Origin of the sequence: Desulfogranum marinum (assembly GCF_016918565.1) — a bacterium.
GTDB classification, from domain to species: Bacteria; Desulfobacterota; Desulfobulbia; order Desulfobulbales; family Desulfobulbaceae; genus Desulfogranum; species Desulfogranum marinum.
On record NZ_JAFFQD010000013.1, the window covers coordinates 99771 to 116544 of the forward strand.

Annotated in this window: 14 protein-coding genes; 11 read left to right on the top strand and 3 right to left on the bottom strand. The window is 44.8% G+C overall.

Going from position 1 to position 16774, the window contains the following annotated elements:
• Window positions 1-346 precede the first annotated feature (346 nt).
• The 3 genes from JWH17_RS09295 to JWH17_RS09305 all read left to right on the top strand — a co-directional run bounded on the left by JWH17_RS09295 (window position 347) and on the right by JWH17_RS09305 (window position 3152).
• The gene (locus JWH17_RS09295; protein ID WP_205222330.1) at window positions 347-919 is read left to right on the top strand and encodes a cob(I)yrinic acid a,c-diamide adenosyltransferase; all 573 of its coding nucleotides are present in this window, start codon (window positions 347-349) and stop codon (window positions 917-919) included.
• Entirely contained in the window at window positions 916-1581 is a 666-nt protein-coding gene (locus tag JWH17_RS09300) for a ferredoxin--NADP reductase (RefSeq protein WP_205222331.1), read from the top strand. The genes JWH17_RS09295 and JWH17_RS09300 overlap by 4 nt, the downstream gene beginning before the upstream one ends.
• Window positions 1582-2549: 968 nt before the next feature.
• Window positions 2550-3152 carry an acetate uptake transporter gene (locus tag JWH17_RS09305; RefSeq protein WP_205222332.1) on the top strand — a complete coding sequence of 201 codons (603 nt, stop codon included), beginning with the start codon at window positions 2550-2552 and terminating at the stop codon, window positions 3150-3152.
• Between the two features lie 414 nt (window positions 3153-3566).
• On the opposite strand, the gene JWH17_RS24595 is transcribed toward JWH17_RS09305, so the two are convergent.
• Window positions 3567-4022 carry a thioredoxin family protein gene (locus JWH17_RS24595; RefSeq protein WP_205222333.1) on the bottom strand — a complete coding sequence of 152 codons (456 nt, stop codon included), beginning with the start codon at window positions 4020-4022 and terminating at the stop codon, window positions 3567-3569.
• A 52-nt stretch (window positions 4023-4074) separates the two neighbouring features.
• On the opposite strand from JWH17_RS24595, the gene JWH17_RS09315 reads away from it, so the two are divergent.
• The 7 genes from JWH17_RS09315 to JWH17_RS09345 all read left to right on the top strand — a co-directional run bounded on the left by JWH17_RS09315 (window position 4075) and on the right by JWH17_RS09345 (window position 14343).
• Window positions 4075-5058, top strand: coding sequence for a histone deacetylase family protein (locus JWH17_RS09315; protein ID WP_205222334.1), 984 nt, complete (start codon window positions 4075-4077; stop codon window positions 5056-5058).
• A 24-nt stretch (window positions 5059-5082) separates the two neighbouring features.
• Window positions 5083-5733: a CBS domain-containing protein gene (locus JWH17_RS09320; protein WP_205222335.1), complete on the top strand. Its 651-nt coding sequence runs from the start codon at window positions 5083-5085 to the stop codon at window positions 5731-5733.
• 12 nt (window positions 5734-5745) lie between these two features.
• On the top strand, window positions 5746-7863 hold the full coding sequence (locus JWH17_RS24340) for an acetate--CoA ligase family protein (RefSeq protein ID WP_205222336.1): 2118 nt from the start codon (window positions 5746-5748) through the stop codon (window positions 7861-7863).
• Between the two features lie 66 nt (window positions 7864-7929).
• On the top strand, window positions 7930-9807 hold the full coding sequence (locus JWH17_RS09330; protein WP_205222337.1) for a bifunctional acetyl-CoA hydrolase/transferase family protein/GNAT family N-acetyltransferase: 1878 nt from the start codon (window positions 7930-7932) through the stop codon (window positions 9805-9807).
• 353 nt (window positions 9808-10160) lie between these two features.
• Complete coding sequence (gene uvrB / locus JWH17_RS09335) at window positions 10161-12206, top strand: excinuclease ABC subunit UvrB (protein WP_205222338.1); 2046 nt, start codon at window positions 10161-10163, stop codon at window positions 12204-12206.
• Complete coding sequence (locus tag JWH17_RS09340) at window positions 12199-12888, top strand: lysophospholipid acyltransferase family protein (RefSeq protein ID WP_205222339.1); 690 nt, start codon at window positions 12199-12201, stop codon at window positions 12886-12888. The genes uvrB and JWH17_RS09340 overlap by 8 nt, the downstream gene beginning before the upstream one ends.
• A gap of 39 nt (window positions 12889-12927) precedes the next feature.
• Entirely contained in the window at window positions 12928-14343 is a 1416-nt protein-coding gene (locus tag JWH17_RS09345; protein WP_205222340.1) for a cobyrinic acid a,c-diamide synthase CobB, read from the top strand.
• Between the two features lie 72 nt (window positions 14344-14415).
• On the opposite strand, the gene JWH17_RS09350 is transcribed toward JWH17_RS09345, so the two are convergent.
• Together JWH17_RS09350 and JWH17_RS09355 are read right to left on the bottom strand one after the other, a co-directional pair.
• A complete protein-coding gene (locus JWH17_RS09350; protein WP_205222341.1) occupies window positions 14416-14757 on the bottom strand; it encodes a TraR/DksA family transcriptional regulator in 342 nt (113 codons plus the stop codon).
• 436 nt (window positions 14758-15193) lie between these two features.
• Window positions 15194-15862 carry a nitroreductase gene (locus JWH17_RS09355; RefSeq protein ID WP_205222342.1) on the bottom strand — a complete coding sequence of 223 codons (669 nt, stop codon included), beginning with the start codon at window positions 15860-15862 and terminating at the stop codon, window positions 15194-15196.
• Window positions 15863-16146: 284 nt separating this feature from the next.
• Here JWH17_RS09355 and JWH17_RS09360 point away from each other — a divergent pair, with 284 nt between their 5' ends.
• Window positions 16147-16476 carry a hypothetical protein gene (locus JWH17_RS09360; RefSeq protein ID WP_205222343.1) on the top strand — a complete coding sequence of 110 codons (330 nt, stop codon included), beginning with the start codon at window positions 16147-16149 and terminating at the stop codon, window positions 16474-16476.
• The last annotated feature ends 298 nt before the right edge of the window (window positions 16477-16774 follow it).

Genomic DNA, 16774 nt, shown 5'->3' on the forward strand with positions numbered 1-16774 from the left:
GAAGTTAAAAACCAATGGCTCGTGTATCTAAATTGCTTATGCATCTGTTCAGTTTATTTGAATTGGGTTGGTTTTTCGGCTTATATTTTCGATAATTTTTAGTTAACTTGTTGTAATGTTGAATAATATTTTTTATTAGAAGCTAGGAAGGTCTTTTTAGGGACAAAAAGAGAGTGTAAAAGGCAGATAACAATTTAGAAAAATGAAGATTGTAGGTGATTCCTGGTGAATATCACCTCGGATGTGTGGTAAATGCAAAAAACAGGCGTTGTAAATATAAAAGATGCTATGTGAGTAAATTGCGAGAGTGGGCGAGCAGGAGACAACACGAAACAAGGAGAGAGAAATGAAGGTGTATACCGGTGGTGGGGATAAAGGAAAGACAAGTTTATTTTCTGGTGAACGTGTTGCGAAGTATAGTTTGCGCATCGATTCCTATGGTGATCTGGATGAGTTGAATTCTGTTATTGGCGCAATTCATTCCCATCTACCAGAGAATACCGAAAGCATAAAAAATGAGTTGTTGCATATTCAGGCCCGATTATTTCAAGCAGGTGCTTGGCTTGCTACTACTCCGGAGTCTTCTGCCATTGATTTTTTAGAAGAACTTGAAGAGTCCGTCGTCAAAGATTTGGAAAATAAAATAGATGAGTTAACAGCAGAATTGACACCACTTAAGGAATTCATCCTTCCTGGAGGAACTCCAGGTGCTTCCTGGGCACATATTGGCCGCACTGTTTGTAGAAGGTGTGAACGAAAAGTTACGCAACTGGTTGAAGAGGAAAAAGGAAGTAAAATTGATAGTGCATTACAGGTTATTTTAGTCTACCTCAACCGCCTTTCAGACTATTTGTTTGTTGTTGCCAGGTTTGCTAATAAGGCTGAAGGTAGACCTGATCAAGTATGGCGACAACCATGAAAAAAGGCAGGTCTAATTTTGTAGTAACTCTGGAAAAACGTAGGTGGTTATCTCAGGACACCTATGAAGTAACTTTCAATAAGCCTGAGGATTTCTTTTTTCGCAGCGGCCAGCATGTAATTTTTCATATGGGCGGGGAAGAGCGTGATTATACTATAGTCTCGCCGGAAAATGACAGTTGCTTGGTATTTCTTGTTAAAGAAATGAAGGGAGGGGTGGTCAGTAAGCAACTTGCTGGAATTCCCATTGGTACGGAATTGAAAATGACCGGACCTGGTGGATATTTGGTCGAAAGGCCGACTCAAAAACAACGAGTGCTTGTAGCAACAGGTACTGGGATAGCTCCTTTTTGCTCGATGATAGCCAGTGGTATGAATGCTGCTTTTTTGCTATACGGTGTACGCAATCAAGAGAGTCTTCATTATAATAGCCTTTTTGAAGGAACTGCGCTTCATTATATAAAATGTTTATCTGTTGAAGCTTGCATGAAAAACAGCAGCACATGCTATGATGGGCACGTGACTGGTTTTATCAAAGATATTTTGCCGGTTGGTCAATATGAATTCTACTTGTGCGGTAAATGGGATATGATAAAAGATGTTACTCACGTCATTGATACCCGTTTTCCTGATGCAAACATATATAGCGAAGGGTTTTACTAAACACAGATAGAAATTTAATTATTCCTTCGCTGATGCGTTTTTCAGGGGAAACGTAAATGTCTCCTTTTGGTGACGGTAAAAGACTCGGTTAACCTGTTATCGATGCTCCGTATTGATTTTTTCTTTTATTATTATATTGGATAAATACAAAACAACCCTTGACTGTATCGGGTTTGGTTTGGTATAGAAAATGTACCAATGACGCATAGGCGCCTTTAAGGGGGATAAAATTCAGAGTAAGTCGGGATGCTCATAGGTTAATTTTGGAGTCTCAAAAGATTCTATACCAAAAAAAAATTACCTGTTGATTATTCCGGTTTTTCGGTTTTTGTCCCGTCCCATTTTTATAGGTTCCTGTCCTATCAACAACACTTCATCAAGGAGGGTTCTGTAGGATGTATTCTTCAACGTTTTTGTATTCATCATCCGCCGAGATCTTTGATCCGGTATCGTACACTTTGGCACTTTTTCTGCCTCAACGGTCATTAAAAGTCCAAACCATGAACACCTGTTGTTCAACAGATTTCTATTTATCATCTCAGCTTGATTGATATTGGCTGCTTCATGATTGTATGGAGAGTTTATACAATTATTCAATCTGCAGCAGACTCTCTTTATATCAATGGTACACTGCCTGCATGCATGGTGTTGCTTCTTTGCAGCATTTTTCTAGATTTTGCTCCATCCTGCTATTTTGCATTATTGCCTTTCGCGGAACCTTGGCTACACTCTCGGCGAGAGAGTCTGTGGAGAAGTCAATACTTTGCATAAAAAAGAATCGATATTGCTATATGTAATGTTGGATAGATCTAAAAACAATTAACACTTTATGAAGGGAGGATTTGTTGTCTCGATCTTAAGCAATTGTTTAAGGAAATTAACGCTACTCGTAATCTCATAAGGATTAACGATAGCAAAAAAAACTCACATAAGTGAGAAAAGGTAACCACATCATCAAGGAGAACGAAATGGCTGATGCAACACCCCAAGGAAATCCCGCAGTTGTTGGACTGGCAGGCTTTGCTACTACGACTTTATTGCTTCAATTTCACAATCTTGGCTTATGCGGAACAGGAGTAATTTTTTGTTGTGCACTTGCTTTTGGTGGTGGTGCCCAACTTCTGGCAGGTCTTCAGGAATTTAAAGCCGGAAATAATTTTGGCTACAGTGCCTTCTCATCCTACGGTGCGTTCTGGATCGCCCTTGCATTCATTTTTCTGTTATTAGATTTACAAGGCGCTCCAAATAGCTGGGTTGGTGCACACCTTAAAATTGGAGCAGGGGATCTTGGTTGGTTCTTGGTAGCGTATACCTGTTATACGGTAATTTTATGGATCGGTTCATTTGCGGTTCATACGGCAATGATATTTACGTTCACAACACTTCTTATCGGCTTTATAGGCCTTGATTTGGAAATTTTGGCCGGAATGAAAAGCATTAAAACATTTGTCGCTCTTGACTTGGTTCTTTGTGCCATGGGAGCATATTATATGATGGCACATGTAATATTTTTGCAGGTTTTTGGTAGAGATGTCTTACCTGTTGGCAAGGCATGGGCAAAAAAAGGATGATGGCACGCTGATCTAATAGTGAACTTATGGATGTGCAGAGAGTCTTTTTTCTTTGTTGAAAATGTTGTGAAGAATTTAGGCAAATCCATGCAGTTCACTGCTTATTTACAGTGTCCCCAAGAAGAGTAATAAAGGGGAATGGCTTTGTTGCTTGTCGCCTCTACTACAGTATTTCTTGTAGTAGAGGCGTTTTTTTTTTCAAAAAACTGGCTCTTGGGATTTAGCAGAAAAGGCTGCTGAAGTAGAATAGTTTTCTTGTTGTTATAGGTTATTATAGGAGTAACTGTCTGCCACCTATACAAACCTCGGCGTGATTGAACGATACAGGGCTCTTTAAAAAATGCGAAAAAGTGTTGTGTAAAGAAGACGTAACTGTGGGTTCTTATATTAATTTGCCATGGACAACCGTTGTTGTTAAGCAGTCTGTAACGAAGTAATAAATTGTAGATCGTCTATTTTCTTTTGAGAGGAGGGTGCCGACTTACAACAATGAGAAAGAATAGTATTTGTATTCTGACATATTACGTGTTTTCTAGCAGGAAGGACCGGATCTGCTCTTCTGTAAGAAAAAAAGCCAGATAATCGTTTTTTGTTGTCTAGGATGATGGTTGGGATCATTAGCACTTTACTTTGCAAGCTCAACAGGGGGTGACGCGCTACATCAACCGAATAAATTTCCAGATTTTTCTTCTGTTCGCTAATTTGGTTGAGGACTTTTTCTGTGTGGCGACATCTTGGACAGAGGGCGGATTTGAAGAGGCGGCCCCGTGTTTTTTTCAGTGTCATTTGGATTGGGTGTTTAAAGAATTGTTTGTGCTTTATACAGGTTGCGGTAATAATATAACATGATAACATGAGAAAGAGTCTCATATTGTTTTCTTCCAGTAAATTGCTTTCAGGACATTAACAAACAATTAACCATATGGGAAATGACATCTCTGTCACTCTTATCAGTGACCCGGCTTACAGTAAACATGATACCGGCGGTGGGGAACACCCTGAAATACCAGAAAGGTTACAGGTCATCGCAGATGCACTGCAGGAGAGTCCCTTACAGCCTTTTTTAAAAAGCATGTCACCACGGCCGGCCACCCGTTCGCAATTACTTGTTTTTCATACCGAAGGTTGGTTGTTTCGCTTTGAGGAGGCTGTGTTAAAGGGGAAGACTTATATCGATCATCCTGATAATCAGGTTGGATATGAATCCTATGATATTGCAACCCTTTCTGCAGGAGCCGGACTTGTAGGGGTAGATAAGGTTGAGGCAGATAGTGGGACCGTCGTATTTGGGTTGAACCGACCTCCCGGTCACCATGCAGAACCCAATATGCCTTTTGGGTTTTGTTTTTTTAATAACTGCGTGATCGCTGCTCGCTACTGGCAGGAGCAATATCATCGTAAACGGATCTGTATTCTTGACTTTGATGCCCATCACGGCAATGGTATTCAGACTGCTTTTGAGGAAGATCCGGATGCCGCCTATATTTCCATTCATGAACATCCCAGTTTCAGTTATCCCGGAACAGGATGGCCGGAGGAGAATGGGCTCGGAGCAGGGAAGGGAACCTTGCTCAACTTGCCCCTCCTTCCTGGAGCAGGCGATGAGCAGGTGAGAGAAACCTTTGCCGCCATTGTTTCTTTTCTTGAACGATTTCAACCGGAGGCTCTAATTGTCGGCGCAGGCTTTGATGCCCATGTCGACGATGATATGTCAGGCCTCGCTTTTTCAACCGATATATATTTGGAACTAGGAATGTTTGTCGCAGAGTTAGCTCACACTTTTACTCAGGGGAGATTGCTCTCTTTGCTGGAGGGTGGGTACAATATCGAAAAATTAGGGAGTTGTGCCGCCTTGTTCCTTCAGGGAATTGTCAGGTATCGGCAGGAACATAACCCAGGCTTGTAAAGGATTAGAGGAGTAAATAATACAATGTTTGTCCATTATTACATGACACCAACTCCCATTACCATCGGGCCTGAGCAAACGGTTCCCGAAGCGATCGAGATACTCAATACCCATAAATTTCGCCATATTCCTGTGGTGGACGACAATGGAGTATTGCTGGGCATGCTGACTGACCGAGATTTGCGTTCTGCGACCCCGTCCACTGTAGCACGAAGCAAGGAACGCCGGAATGTTGAACAAAAAGTAAATAATACGCCGGTTTCAGTGGTTATGTCCGTTGATTGTCTCTCACTGAACCGTCTGTCAACCCTTGATAGAGCTCTTTTGCTTCTTCAGGCTGAGAATGTCGGCGCACTTCCTGTGCTTAACGATAGTCGCCAGGTCATAGGTATTTTTTCGGCGATGGATTTAATGAAGGCCTATCGATTTCTTTTTGGGCTGGGAGAAAAAGGATCCGCACTGGTATCCATTGAGGATGACGGTGATGCAGAGGCGTTAAGTAAAATAGTCAAGGCGATGGAGAAGACCCATGTTGCTTTTACCCGTCTTATCAGGGCTAAAGGGACCGAACAGGAACCACCAATGATTTATCTTCGCATAAATACCTACAATATTCGTGCTGTACATAAGGCTATAGAAGCAGCCGGATTCACCATTCATGTCCCTAAACTCTAAAAGAGGTCTGTTGTGGAAAGACTATTCTATCCTCAGTCAATAGCAGTCATTGGAGCATCTAAAACTGTCGGAAAGGTTGGATATGAGGTTCTGAAAAATATTGTCAACGGTGGATTTGAGGGGCCGATTATCCCGGTAAATCAAGCGGGAGGGGAGTTGTTGGGACTCAAAGTGTATCCTGAAATTAACGACTACCCCGACGCAATAGATATGGCTGTCATAGCTGTACCTGCAGAACAGGTACCTGATTCGGCAAGGTCGGCTGTGTACAAGAAGGTGACCGCAGTGGTCGTGGTTGCATCCGGGTTTAAGGAGAGTGGGGTCAAGGGGAAGGAGCTGGAAGAAGAACTGGTACAGGTTTGTCGGCGGGGGAATGTGCGTCTTCTGGGGCCGAACTGTCTGGGCCTGATCAATACTGAAAATAATCTCAATGCGTCTTTTTCTAAGCGGGGACCTAAACCGGGAAGCATGGCCATTTTTTCCCAATCAGGTGCATTGTGTACCTCCATGATGGACCTTGCCGAAAGCCGGGAATTAGGTGTCTCGAAATCAATATCCATTGGGAATAAAGCCGATATAACCGAAGTGGAAGTGCTGGAGGCGCTTACCGAAGATGAACAGACAAAAGTCATCGTCGGTTATCTTGAGGATATCAGCGATGGCGATGGTTTTGTTAAGGCCGCAGAAGCGGCTAGTACCAAAAAACCGGTGGTTATTTTAAAAGCAGGCACAACTGCTGCCGGGAAAAGGGCTGCATCCATTCACACTGGTGTGGTCAGTGGCAAAGATACAGCCTATGGGGCGGCCTTTAAACGTGCCGGCATTTGCCGTGCAGACACATTTGAGGCCTTGTTTGATTATTCTGCAGCTTTGGCCATGCAACCCTGCCCGAAAGGCAACCGTGTTTTTATCATAACTAATGCTGGGGGACCAGGAACCATCGCCGCTGATGCTGTGGAGAAGGAAGGGCTCGAAGTTGCTGGAATAAGCAGTAATCTGAAAACAACCATTCAACATATTCTTCCTGCCGCAGCCAAGGTGAATAATCCCATTGATGTCTCTGCTGATGCCGAGCCTGACGATTATGCCAACCTGTTAACAGAGGCATTAAAAGATGAAAGTGTAGATGCGATTCTTTTTCTACTTGCACCACAGTATTTGAAGCACCCTAAAGATACAGCGCGAATTATCGCTGCAACCCAGGATTTCAGCAAGCCGGTACTTGCCTCGTTTCTTGGCGGTGATGATATGATGCCTAGCAGAACGGAAATGGCAGCAGGAAGACTGCCCTTCTACGACACACCGGAACGTGCTGTGGCTGCACTGAGGACAATGTATAACTATGGGGCTTGGAAAAACAGACCAGCCAGGCATGTGGTTAGGTTTCCAGTTAATCGACGCCGTGTGGAAAGGATTATTACCAGAAGGCAGCGAACCGGTAGATTGCGTTTGGGCGAGGTCAAGTCTAAAGATATTTTAAAAGCCTACGGCTTTTATACCCTGGAAGGGAGGTTAACCGTCAGTCCTGAGCAAGCGGTGGAAATTGCCAAATTTATCGGCTTTCCGGTTGCAATGAAAATTGTTTCTCCCAACATTGTCCACAAATCTGATATGGGAGGGGTGAAGCTAAACGTCGGCTCCGGTCAAGCCGTTGCTGATGCCTTTGAATTGATGATGTTACGGATTAAAAAGCATGCACCGGAAGCACATATTGAAGGCATATATGTGGAAAAAATGGCTGAAAGCGGAATGGAAGTGATTCTCGGTATGACCCGTGATCCTCAGTTTGGGCCCATGCTTATGTTTGGTCTTGGTGGTATTTTCGTGGAAATGATGAAAGACGTGGCCTTTCACCTTGCACCTATTACCGAAGAAGAGGCGGTGCAGATGCTGAAAGCCACACGTTCCTACGAACTGCTAAAAGGGAAGCGAGGTATCAAGGAGGTGGACATTAATGCCATTGCTGTGTGTTTGCAGCGAATAAGTCAGCTGGCTACCGACTTTCCACAGATAAATGAAATTGACATCAATCCGCTCATTGTCGGGGAACTCGGCAATGAACCTGTTGTTGCAGATGCAAGAATGACCTTTGCGACTTCTGTACCATTGCGCCCCAAAACAAGCTGGTAACCCCGACCCGGATGAGCAATTCGGGATAGAACGCAGCGAATTCTTCCTTTTACTCCTAGGAACACCATGGAATACGATACCGATTGGCAAGAAAAATACAGCGATATGATCTCGACTCCAACCAAGGCGCTTGCTCATTTGCGGCCGGGACAGAGGGTTTTTATAGGGACAGGATGCGGCGCGCCGCAAATGCTCATTACTGCCATGACCAGGCGGGCAGGGCAATTGGCTAATGTTGAGATTATTCAACTCATCACCAAGGGAAACGCTCCCTATGCCGAAAAGAAAATGACCGAATGTTTTGCTATTAACGCCTTTTTTATCAGCTCTAATATTCGCGAAGTTATTCAAGAAGGGCTCGGTGATTATACCCCTATTCTAATGTCTGATATTCCCGATTTGTTGAATACCGGAATCATGCCCATAGATATTGCGCTTATTCAGGTAACGCCGCCTGATAAGACAGGTAAGGTCAGTTTGGGAATATCGGTGGATATTGTTCGCAGTGCTGCTGACAATGCCTCTCTGGTTATTGCAGAGGTGAATCCAAATATGCCATGGACCCACGGCGATACCTTGGTAGATGTTTATGATCTGGATATTTTAGTCCCTGTGGACCACCCAATCCTTGAACGCCAGATAGACCCACCCAACGAAATAAGCAGGAAGATAGCCAGGGAAGTAGCAGCGTTAATTCCCAATGGTTCCACCATCGAGCTTGGTCTTGGCCGTGTACCCGGGTACGGACGAATTCCACAGGTGGTCATGGAGTTTCTCCATGAACGAAAAGATATCGGATTTCATACGGAAATGATTTCAGATACTATCATCCCGCTTATCGAATCCGGTGCTGTTACCGGGGCAAGGAAAACCATAGATAAAGGGAAAATCACGGCCAGTTTTTGTATGGGATCAAAGAAACTCTATGATTTTATCCATGATAATCCTTTGTTTAGTTTTCGACCGACCGAATATATTAACGACCCCGCCGTGATTGGTAAGCAAAAACGAATGGTGGCGGTGAATATGGCCCTGGAGGTGGATTTAACCGGCCAGGTTTGCTCTGATTCCGTGGGTGGCAGTTTCTATTCCGGTATTGGTGGCCAGATTGATTTCAACCGCGGGGCCTCTAAATCTGAGGCGGGGCGAGCCATTATTTGTCTACCTTCTCTTGATGAATACGGTACCGGTTCGCGGATAGTCACCACCCTCCGCCCTGGATCAGGGGTGGTCATAACCCGTGGTACTGTTCATTATATAGCGACCGAATATGGTGTTGCCTATCTTCACGGCAAATCTATCCAGGAAAGAGTGATGGCATTGATTTCTATTGCTCATCCGGATTACAGGGAGCAACTGTTTAAAGAGGCGGTTGATGCCAAATATCTTCGGCCTGATTTGGCCCGCTTCGGCAGCCGTTTCTTCGTGCCCGGTGAGGAGGCCATGATAGCAGCCTACCTGATGCCTGACGGCACCAATGTCGCTATTCGTTCCATCCGGCCTACAGACGAGCCCCATATGCGCGATTTGGTTTATAATCTTTCCCAGGAAACCATCTATTACCGGTTCATGAGTAACCAACGTTTTACCCACCGCCACATTCAGGATTTTGTCTACATTGATCACCGTCGTGATGTGTGTATCGTCGGCACCATTCCCGAAGCAAGTGGTGATCAGATTGTTGCCGTCGGCAGGTATTACCTTAATGAAAAAACGAATATGGCCGAGGTGGCCTTTATTGTACGTGATAACTGGCAAAACAAGGGATTAGGTACCTTTTTCTTTCAACACCTTATCAAAATTGCAAAAAGAAACGGTATTGCTGGTTTTACAGCCGAAGTCTTACTTGACAATAAGCGGATGCAGAATGTTTTTAACAATTCAGGGTTGAGGGTCGAGAGCAAGATTGAAGAAGGTGTTTATAGTTTTGATATGGAATTTTGAATGTGATCCTTGTGGTGGTTTCGGGCAGGAGAGAATACACAATCAACAACGTGGCCTGAATTTTCATGCACAGTGTGTTATTCGACGTTACATTGAGTTGCTTATTTTCACAATGTTCGTCATAGTTCAGGCCATCCGGCATTATTTTTTTCAGTGTTTCGGCAATAAATATAAGCAGCTGACGGAGTCTTCGCTTACCCGGAGTCTTCGCTTACCTATTCATTGCTAAAAAAATGAACCTGACGCCGCCTGAACTGACGAGAAATCCAGGCCGGGCCAGTTGCCTTTCTCGCAAATAGCTTGTATCTTCCTCCCTTTCTTTTTACGCACTGAAGCATAAGGCAACGGATACCGTGAGTAGCCAGCATTACAATACTGATACACCTTTTGAGCTTGTTACCGACTTTACTCCTTCCGGTGATCAGCCGGCAGCCATTGAAAAATTAGTGACCGGAATCAATGAAGGGGTTCGGGACCAGGTTTTGCTCGGAGTAACCGGCTCCGGCAAAACCTTTACCATGGCGCAGGTGGTTGCCGCTATCCAGCGACCGGCACTGGTACTTGCTCCTAATAAGACCCTTGCCGCCCAGCTTTTCTCCGAGTTTCGTGAGCTTTTTCCCAATAATGCAGTGGAGTATTTTGTTTCCTACTATGATTACTATCAACCGGAAGCCTATATCCCTGCTTCAGACACTTACATAGAGAAAGACTCGTCCATAAATGATGCTATTGATAAGATGCGTCACTCAGCCACTCGATCGCTGCTAACCCGTCGGGATGTATTGATTGTGGCATCTGTATCCTGTATTTATGGTCTTGGTTCGCCTGATGAGTACAAGAACATGCACCTTTTTCTTGAAGTGGGGGAAGATTACCCTATGGAGGAAGTGCAAAGGCGGCTGGTTTTTATGTTGTATGAACGGAATGATATTTCCTTCCACCGGGGAACCTTCAGGGTTCGTGGCGATGTAATTGATATTTTTCCTGTACATGAAGATAATTTTGCTGTCAGGGTAGAGTTTTTTGGGGATACTGTTGAGGCCATTTCCATTATCGACCCCTTACGAGGAGTGGTGGTGGAAGATGTACATGAAACAACTGTTTTCCCTGGTAGCCACTTTGTTACCAGCCAGGACAATCTGACCACTGCCATGCGGTCTATCAAAGAGGAACTTCGATTTCGCTTGGAGGAGCTGCATCATGATAATCAACTGGTAGAAGAGCAGCGGCTGGAACAACGAACCATGTTTGACCTGGAAATGATTGCAGAGCTTGGTTATTGCAATGGCATCGAAAACTATAGTCGACACCTGACAGGTAACGCGCCTGGGACCCCGCCTCCCAACCTGCTTGATTACTTTCCCGATGATTATCTTATGATTATTGATGAGTCGCATATTGCGGTACCGCAGATTCGTGGTATGTATAATGGCGACAGGTCAAGGAAACAAACTCTGGTCAACTTTGGTTTTCGCTTGCCCTCAGCACTTGATAATCGGCCCTTGCAGTTTAACGAGTTTGAGAAAAGGGTCCATCAGGTGGTCTATGTATCGGCCACACCGGGAGACTATGAGCTTGACCATGCCCAAGACAGGATTGTTGAACAATTAATTCGGCCGACAGGATTACTTGATCCCCATATTGAAGTGCGTCCGGCTTCTACCCAGGTTGATGACCTGTTGGAAGAAGTTCGATTACGCGGCAGTCGTAACGAGGCTGTCCTGGTGACGACCTTGACCAAGAAAATGGCGGAAGACCTGACTGAATATTACGATGAATTAGGGGTCAGGGTGAGGTATTTACACTCTGATATCAAAACCCTTGAAAGGGTTGAGTTGATAAAAGCTTTGCGCAACAGAGAGTTTGATGTGCTTGTCGGGATCAACTTGCTTCGCGAGGGACTTGATATTCCGGAGGTTTCGCTGGTCGCTGTTCTTGATGCCGACAAAGAGGGATTTCTTCGTTCCGAACGTTCTCTGGTGCAAACCTGTGGGCGTGCAGCCCGAAATGCTCAGGGACAGGTCATTTTATATGCTGATAAAGTGACTCGGTCCATGCAGTATACCATTGATGAAACAAACCGGCGCAGATCTATCCAAGACGCATACAATAAGGCGCATGGTATAGAACCGACAACCGTTATTTCCGGTATCAAGGATTCCATTGTAGAGCACTTGAAAGCGTCGGGATGGGAAGAAGATATAGAGGGTATAATTAGCGATAAGCTTGTTACCGCCGAGTCGTCCACCGTGTATCATACAGTGGACGAACTGCAAGCAGAGATAGTTCAATTGGAAAAGAAAATGCTTGAAGCCGCAGAAAAATTAGAATTTGAGGCGGCGGCAGCCTATAGAGATCAGATTAATGCCTTGAAAATGCTGGAGATTGAAGTTGGCTGATTTTTGGTACAGAATATCAGTACGGGTAGTGCCTAGGATTTTTGTAGGGTTGACCAAGGTGTGGTTCGGAACCTGCAGAGTGCGCGTTACAGGGACTGAGCACCTTGAAAAATGCGCTGCGGCAAGAGCTGCAGTGGCAGTGTTTTGGCACTATTCCTTTGCCTATTTATTTTATTATCTCAGAAAGTTTCCGGCGGCTGCCATGGTAAGTGCCAGTCGCGACGGTGAATATATTGCTGAAGTCGCCAGACTCATGGGACATATTCCTGTCCGAGGCTCTTCCAATCGGTTTGGAATAAGGGCGTTGCGAGCTCTTATTGCAGAGGTGCAGAGGGGGCATAATGCGGCTATTGTGGCTGATGGCTCGCAGGGACCGGCAAGGAAGGCCCAGGCTGGTTGTATTTTGGTGGCAAGTAAGTCCGGTGCTCCCATTTTGCCGATTGTCTGGTCAGCCAGCCGTTACTTTGCCTTTAAAAGCTGGGACCGCACAGTGGTCCCCCTTCCTTTTTCCACAATTTTTGTGCGCTATGGAGAACCTGTAAGTATTCCCGCAGATATTAACGGAGAGCAGGTTGAAGAATATCGTCAAATGTTGGAAAAACAACTCAACGATTTGTATGATCTCGCCTGGGGCGAGACCGGGCAACACTCCCACGACGGTAAGGAAACACCGTCATCATGATTTTTTCAGATCAACTTTACCTTTATCTAATGTCTTATTATGCGATCTTCTGCCACTGCACAATGCCGTGAAGTAAAGAGTCTTATTGTTGCCGGTTTAAGCGGTGGTTCCGGAAAATCAATGGTCAGCGTCGGCTTGACTCGTGCCCTGCTGGACCAGGGATCTACTGTTGTCCCGTTCAAAAAAGGCCCTGATTACATTGACGCCGGCTGGTTGACAGCTGCAGCTAAGACCCCGTGTTACAACCTGGACCCTTATCTTATGTCTGCTGAGAGTGTGCTGCATAGCTTTCATACTCATCTAGGGCAGAGTGATTATGCAATCATTGAAGGCAATCGAGGTTTATACGACGGGGTCAATGCAGAAGGGCAGTTTTCCACCGCAACTCTTGCTAAACAGCTGGATCAACCAGTACTTTTGGTGGTGAACTGTTCCAAAACGACCCGAACCATCGGAGCTTTGGTACTTGGTTGTTGCGCTTTTGATGATAATGTCCGTTTTGCCGGGGTCATTCTTAATCAAATTGCTACCCCACGCCACGAATCTATTATTCGACAAACCATTGAAAAATATACTCCCCTGTCTGTGCTGGGCATCATGCCAAGGTTGAAACACGATGTTTTCCCCATGCGACACCTGGGGGTGACGCCGCTTCAAGAATATGAAAATGCTGACGAGGCAGTCTGCACTTTGGCAGATTTGGTTCGCTCTAACTTTGATCTGGAGGAGCTTACTGCAGCCATGCGTCGAATACCTAGGAGGCCTGTAGCAGGAGTATCCCCGGATGTACGCACCCAAAAAGATGTCGTCATTGGGGTGCTGCGGGACATGGCATTTCAGTTTTATTATGAAGAGAATCTTGAGATGTTGAAAAATCAAGGAGCGAAGTTGGTAACCATTGATGCCATCTCCAGTAAAACTCTGCCCGACAACCTCGACGGCTTGTATATTGGAGGCGGGTTTCCTGAGACCAGTGCGAGGCAGCTCGCGGAAAATAGATCTTTTCGTGAGTCTATCCGTATGGCAGCAGAAAGTGGGCTTCCCGTTTATGCAGAGTGCGGTGGGCTCATTTATTTAGGAAGATCAATCTGTATGGAAGGAAAAAAATATCCCTTAACCGGAGTCTTTCCTGTTGAATTCGGGCTGTCAGTTAAACCGCAGGCCCATGGGTATTCAGCATTTACGGTTGAAGGCGACAATAGTTTTTATCCTGTTGGTACGGAGATTAAAGGTCACGAGTTCAGGTATTCAACTGTTGAGCAGTGGGACGGCACTGATGATGATCTGGTACTCAAGATGGAAAGGGGAACAGGGTTTATTAACGGACGAGACGGTTTAAAGAAACATAATGTGTTGGCCATGTATACCCATGTGCTTGCTCCTGGAACTCCGCTTTGGGCTGAAGGGCTACTTAAAGCGGCACGCAAATATCAGCAACAAAAGTTCGTTGGGTGAAAGAGCAATGAGCTGAAAAGCTCTGGTTTCTTATGAACATTGTGGAAACGTGGATTGTGCAGGTGCTTGTTGTTACATTTTGGAAGCACACTGTACACAAAAGGGATTTGCCGGATCAAGATTTAAGCGACGTTGGGCAATTTCTTCATCACAGGCAGCACAGTAACCGTATTCTCCTTCTTCTATCCGCTCAAGGGCCGCATCAATACGGGTGAGTTCAATTTCCCGACGGCGTTTGTTTTCCAGTGCCATGGCCTGAGACTGCATCGCATCCATCCTTGACAGTCTGCCGACACTGGATTGATCAAGATCAACCGGGCGGGTTGAATCGTTTGCTGTTTGCTGCATGGCAAGGATATCTTTTTGCTTTTGGAGAAGGACTTTTTTGTAATGAGGTAGGTCTATATTATTCATACTATCAGGGCATAAAAAGTGAGATTGTAACCAGCTTGTTATCCAAAGGGGTGATTATACTGATTTCAGCCGGAAAGTTCATCCATTCAATAGACTCTTTATCGGTAAAATTATGAGAAAACGTGTTCGGATAGATATAGATTATAGAAAAGACTGTTGATGGGGCTTTGATGACGTGCGGGCACGTCTGGGCAAAATGCATGTAGGCGAGCTGTTTACCTTTCTCTGTGTCCCATATATGGCAGAAAAAATGGATTGCATCATTCCTGAGTCTGGCGGAGAAATTTGTAGAAAAGAGGAGCGTGGGTATGGGATTGTTATTACAGCCGTTAAAATAGAGTTATGAATAGCTTCTTTTTTCGAAAGACTAACAGCAACAAAAACACAATGCGATTAGGAAGAATGTTGGATCATCATTATGTGTTTGCTGGTCCTGTTATTCGTCAAAAAAACGGGTAAACACCTCAACCTCTTCGCGCGGTGTTCTGTAATTATTGACCAGCGCTTCTTTATTCTCGTATCCAAGAGCCATTCCACCAATAAGAATCGTTTTTTGGTCATATCCCAGTGATGTTTTCACTAATTTCGGAAATTGGCCCAATGCGGCTTGAGCGCAAGTCGCAAGGCCTTCTTCAACGGCTGCTAGCATAATAGACTGGATGAACATGCCGTAATCAAGAAAAGAACCTTTTTTCATAACCGGATCCAGAAAGAAAAAAAGAATCACAGGTGCACCAAATGCCTGGTAATTTGCAGCCCATTGGGTAAGGCGGGCGACTTTATCCTGCCGTTTTATATTCAGGGCATCGTAGAGTTGCGCACCACATGAAACGCGCCTTTTTTTATAGGGGTCGTGCCATTCAAGCGGATAATACTGATAATCCATTTCGGCGTCGCTTCCCTCCTTAAATGCATTCTCCATGGCTGTGGTGAGTTCCGTTTTTTTCTGTCCTGTGACCACGGCTACCTGCCAAGGCTGGGCATTGGTGCCGGAGGGAGCATGACGGGCAGATTGGAGAATTTGTACTATTTTTTCTTTACTCACCTTTTTATCAAGAAAAGCCCGGGTAGATTTACGGGCGAGAAGAGCTTCGTGTACGTTCATATGTAAATGTCATATAAGGGTTATTGTTATTTAGCTTACCGATATTATTTAACATGTATGCTGTGGGCTTTCTTGTTCCCAAAGTAGCAGATAGCGCAACAGTAAACATGGTATTGGGTCAAGGCTATATTTTTTGTGACATTTTTTACTTCACCACAGAGATTAAAGACGCTTGTCGGTTGGAGGTCATAGTAAAGAGGTAAACAGCGGTCAAAATCAAATTTCGAATTTATCTTACTTATTTTTTGTCGATACCTTTTGTGGCATTGCGGTGGTGGGAGTGCATGTCAATCCAAATGATGATTCTGGTGCCTCGACCCAAAATAGATGGAATTTGTGAGGCAATATTGCCTGCCGCTCAACTATTAGCTGGAGAATCTTGGGAAACTGTCGCAGTTTCCGAGACGGGATTCAATTTGACAGCAATAAAGGCTGGCCTGCTTGCTGTACCGATGCGTATGCAATCGAGTTTTAGAAGGGTAGATCGCATCGAGAGCATGGCAGGGTCAGTGGTGACTCTGCCTTGGTTGCTGCTGTGTAACTCTCAGGCTCTCCGCAGAGTCTCACGTTGGTCACTTGCCTCTTCGGACGGTCACGGTTTCCCGCATAGGTAGACTATCAGAGTCTTCGTTCACCTGCGGCAAACCGCGCTAGTCCAAATATGACTTACCTGAGAGCAGTTACATCTCACAAGTAAGAAAAATTATACCGTTATAGACCAAGTTACATTGCTGTTATAATAAAATCATGATTCTGAATCTTGCTGTATGCTTTTCCCTTTATTAACCTGAAAGTCGTTTAAAGCGTACACTACTTGGCACCTATCCCCAGGTACTCCAAGAACAGTTTGTCTCTAGCCACTGATTCTGTTGACCATCGATAGTCTGCCATAGCCGTCTGAACCCTGGTGGT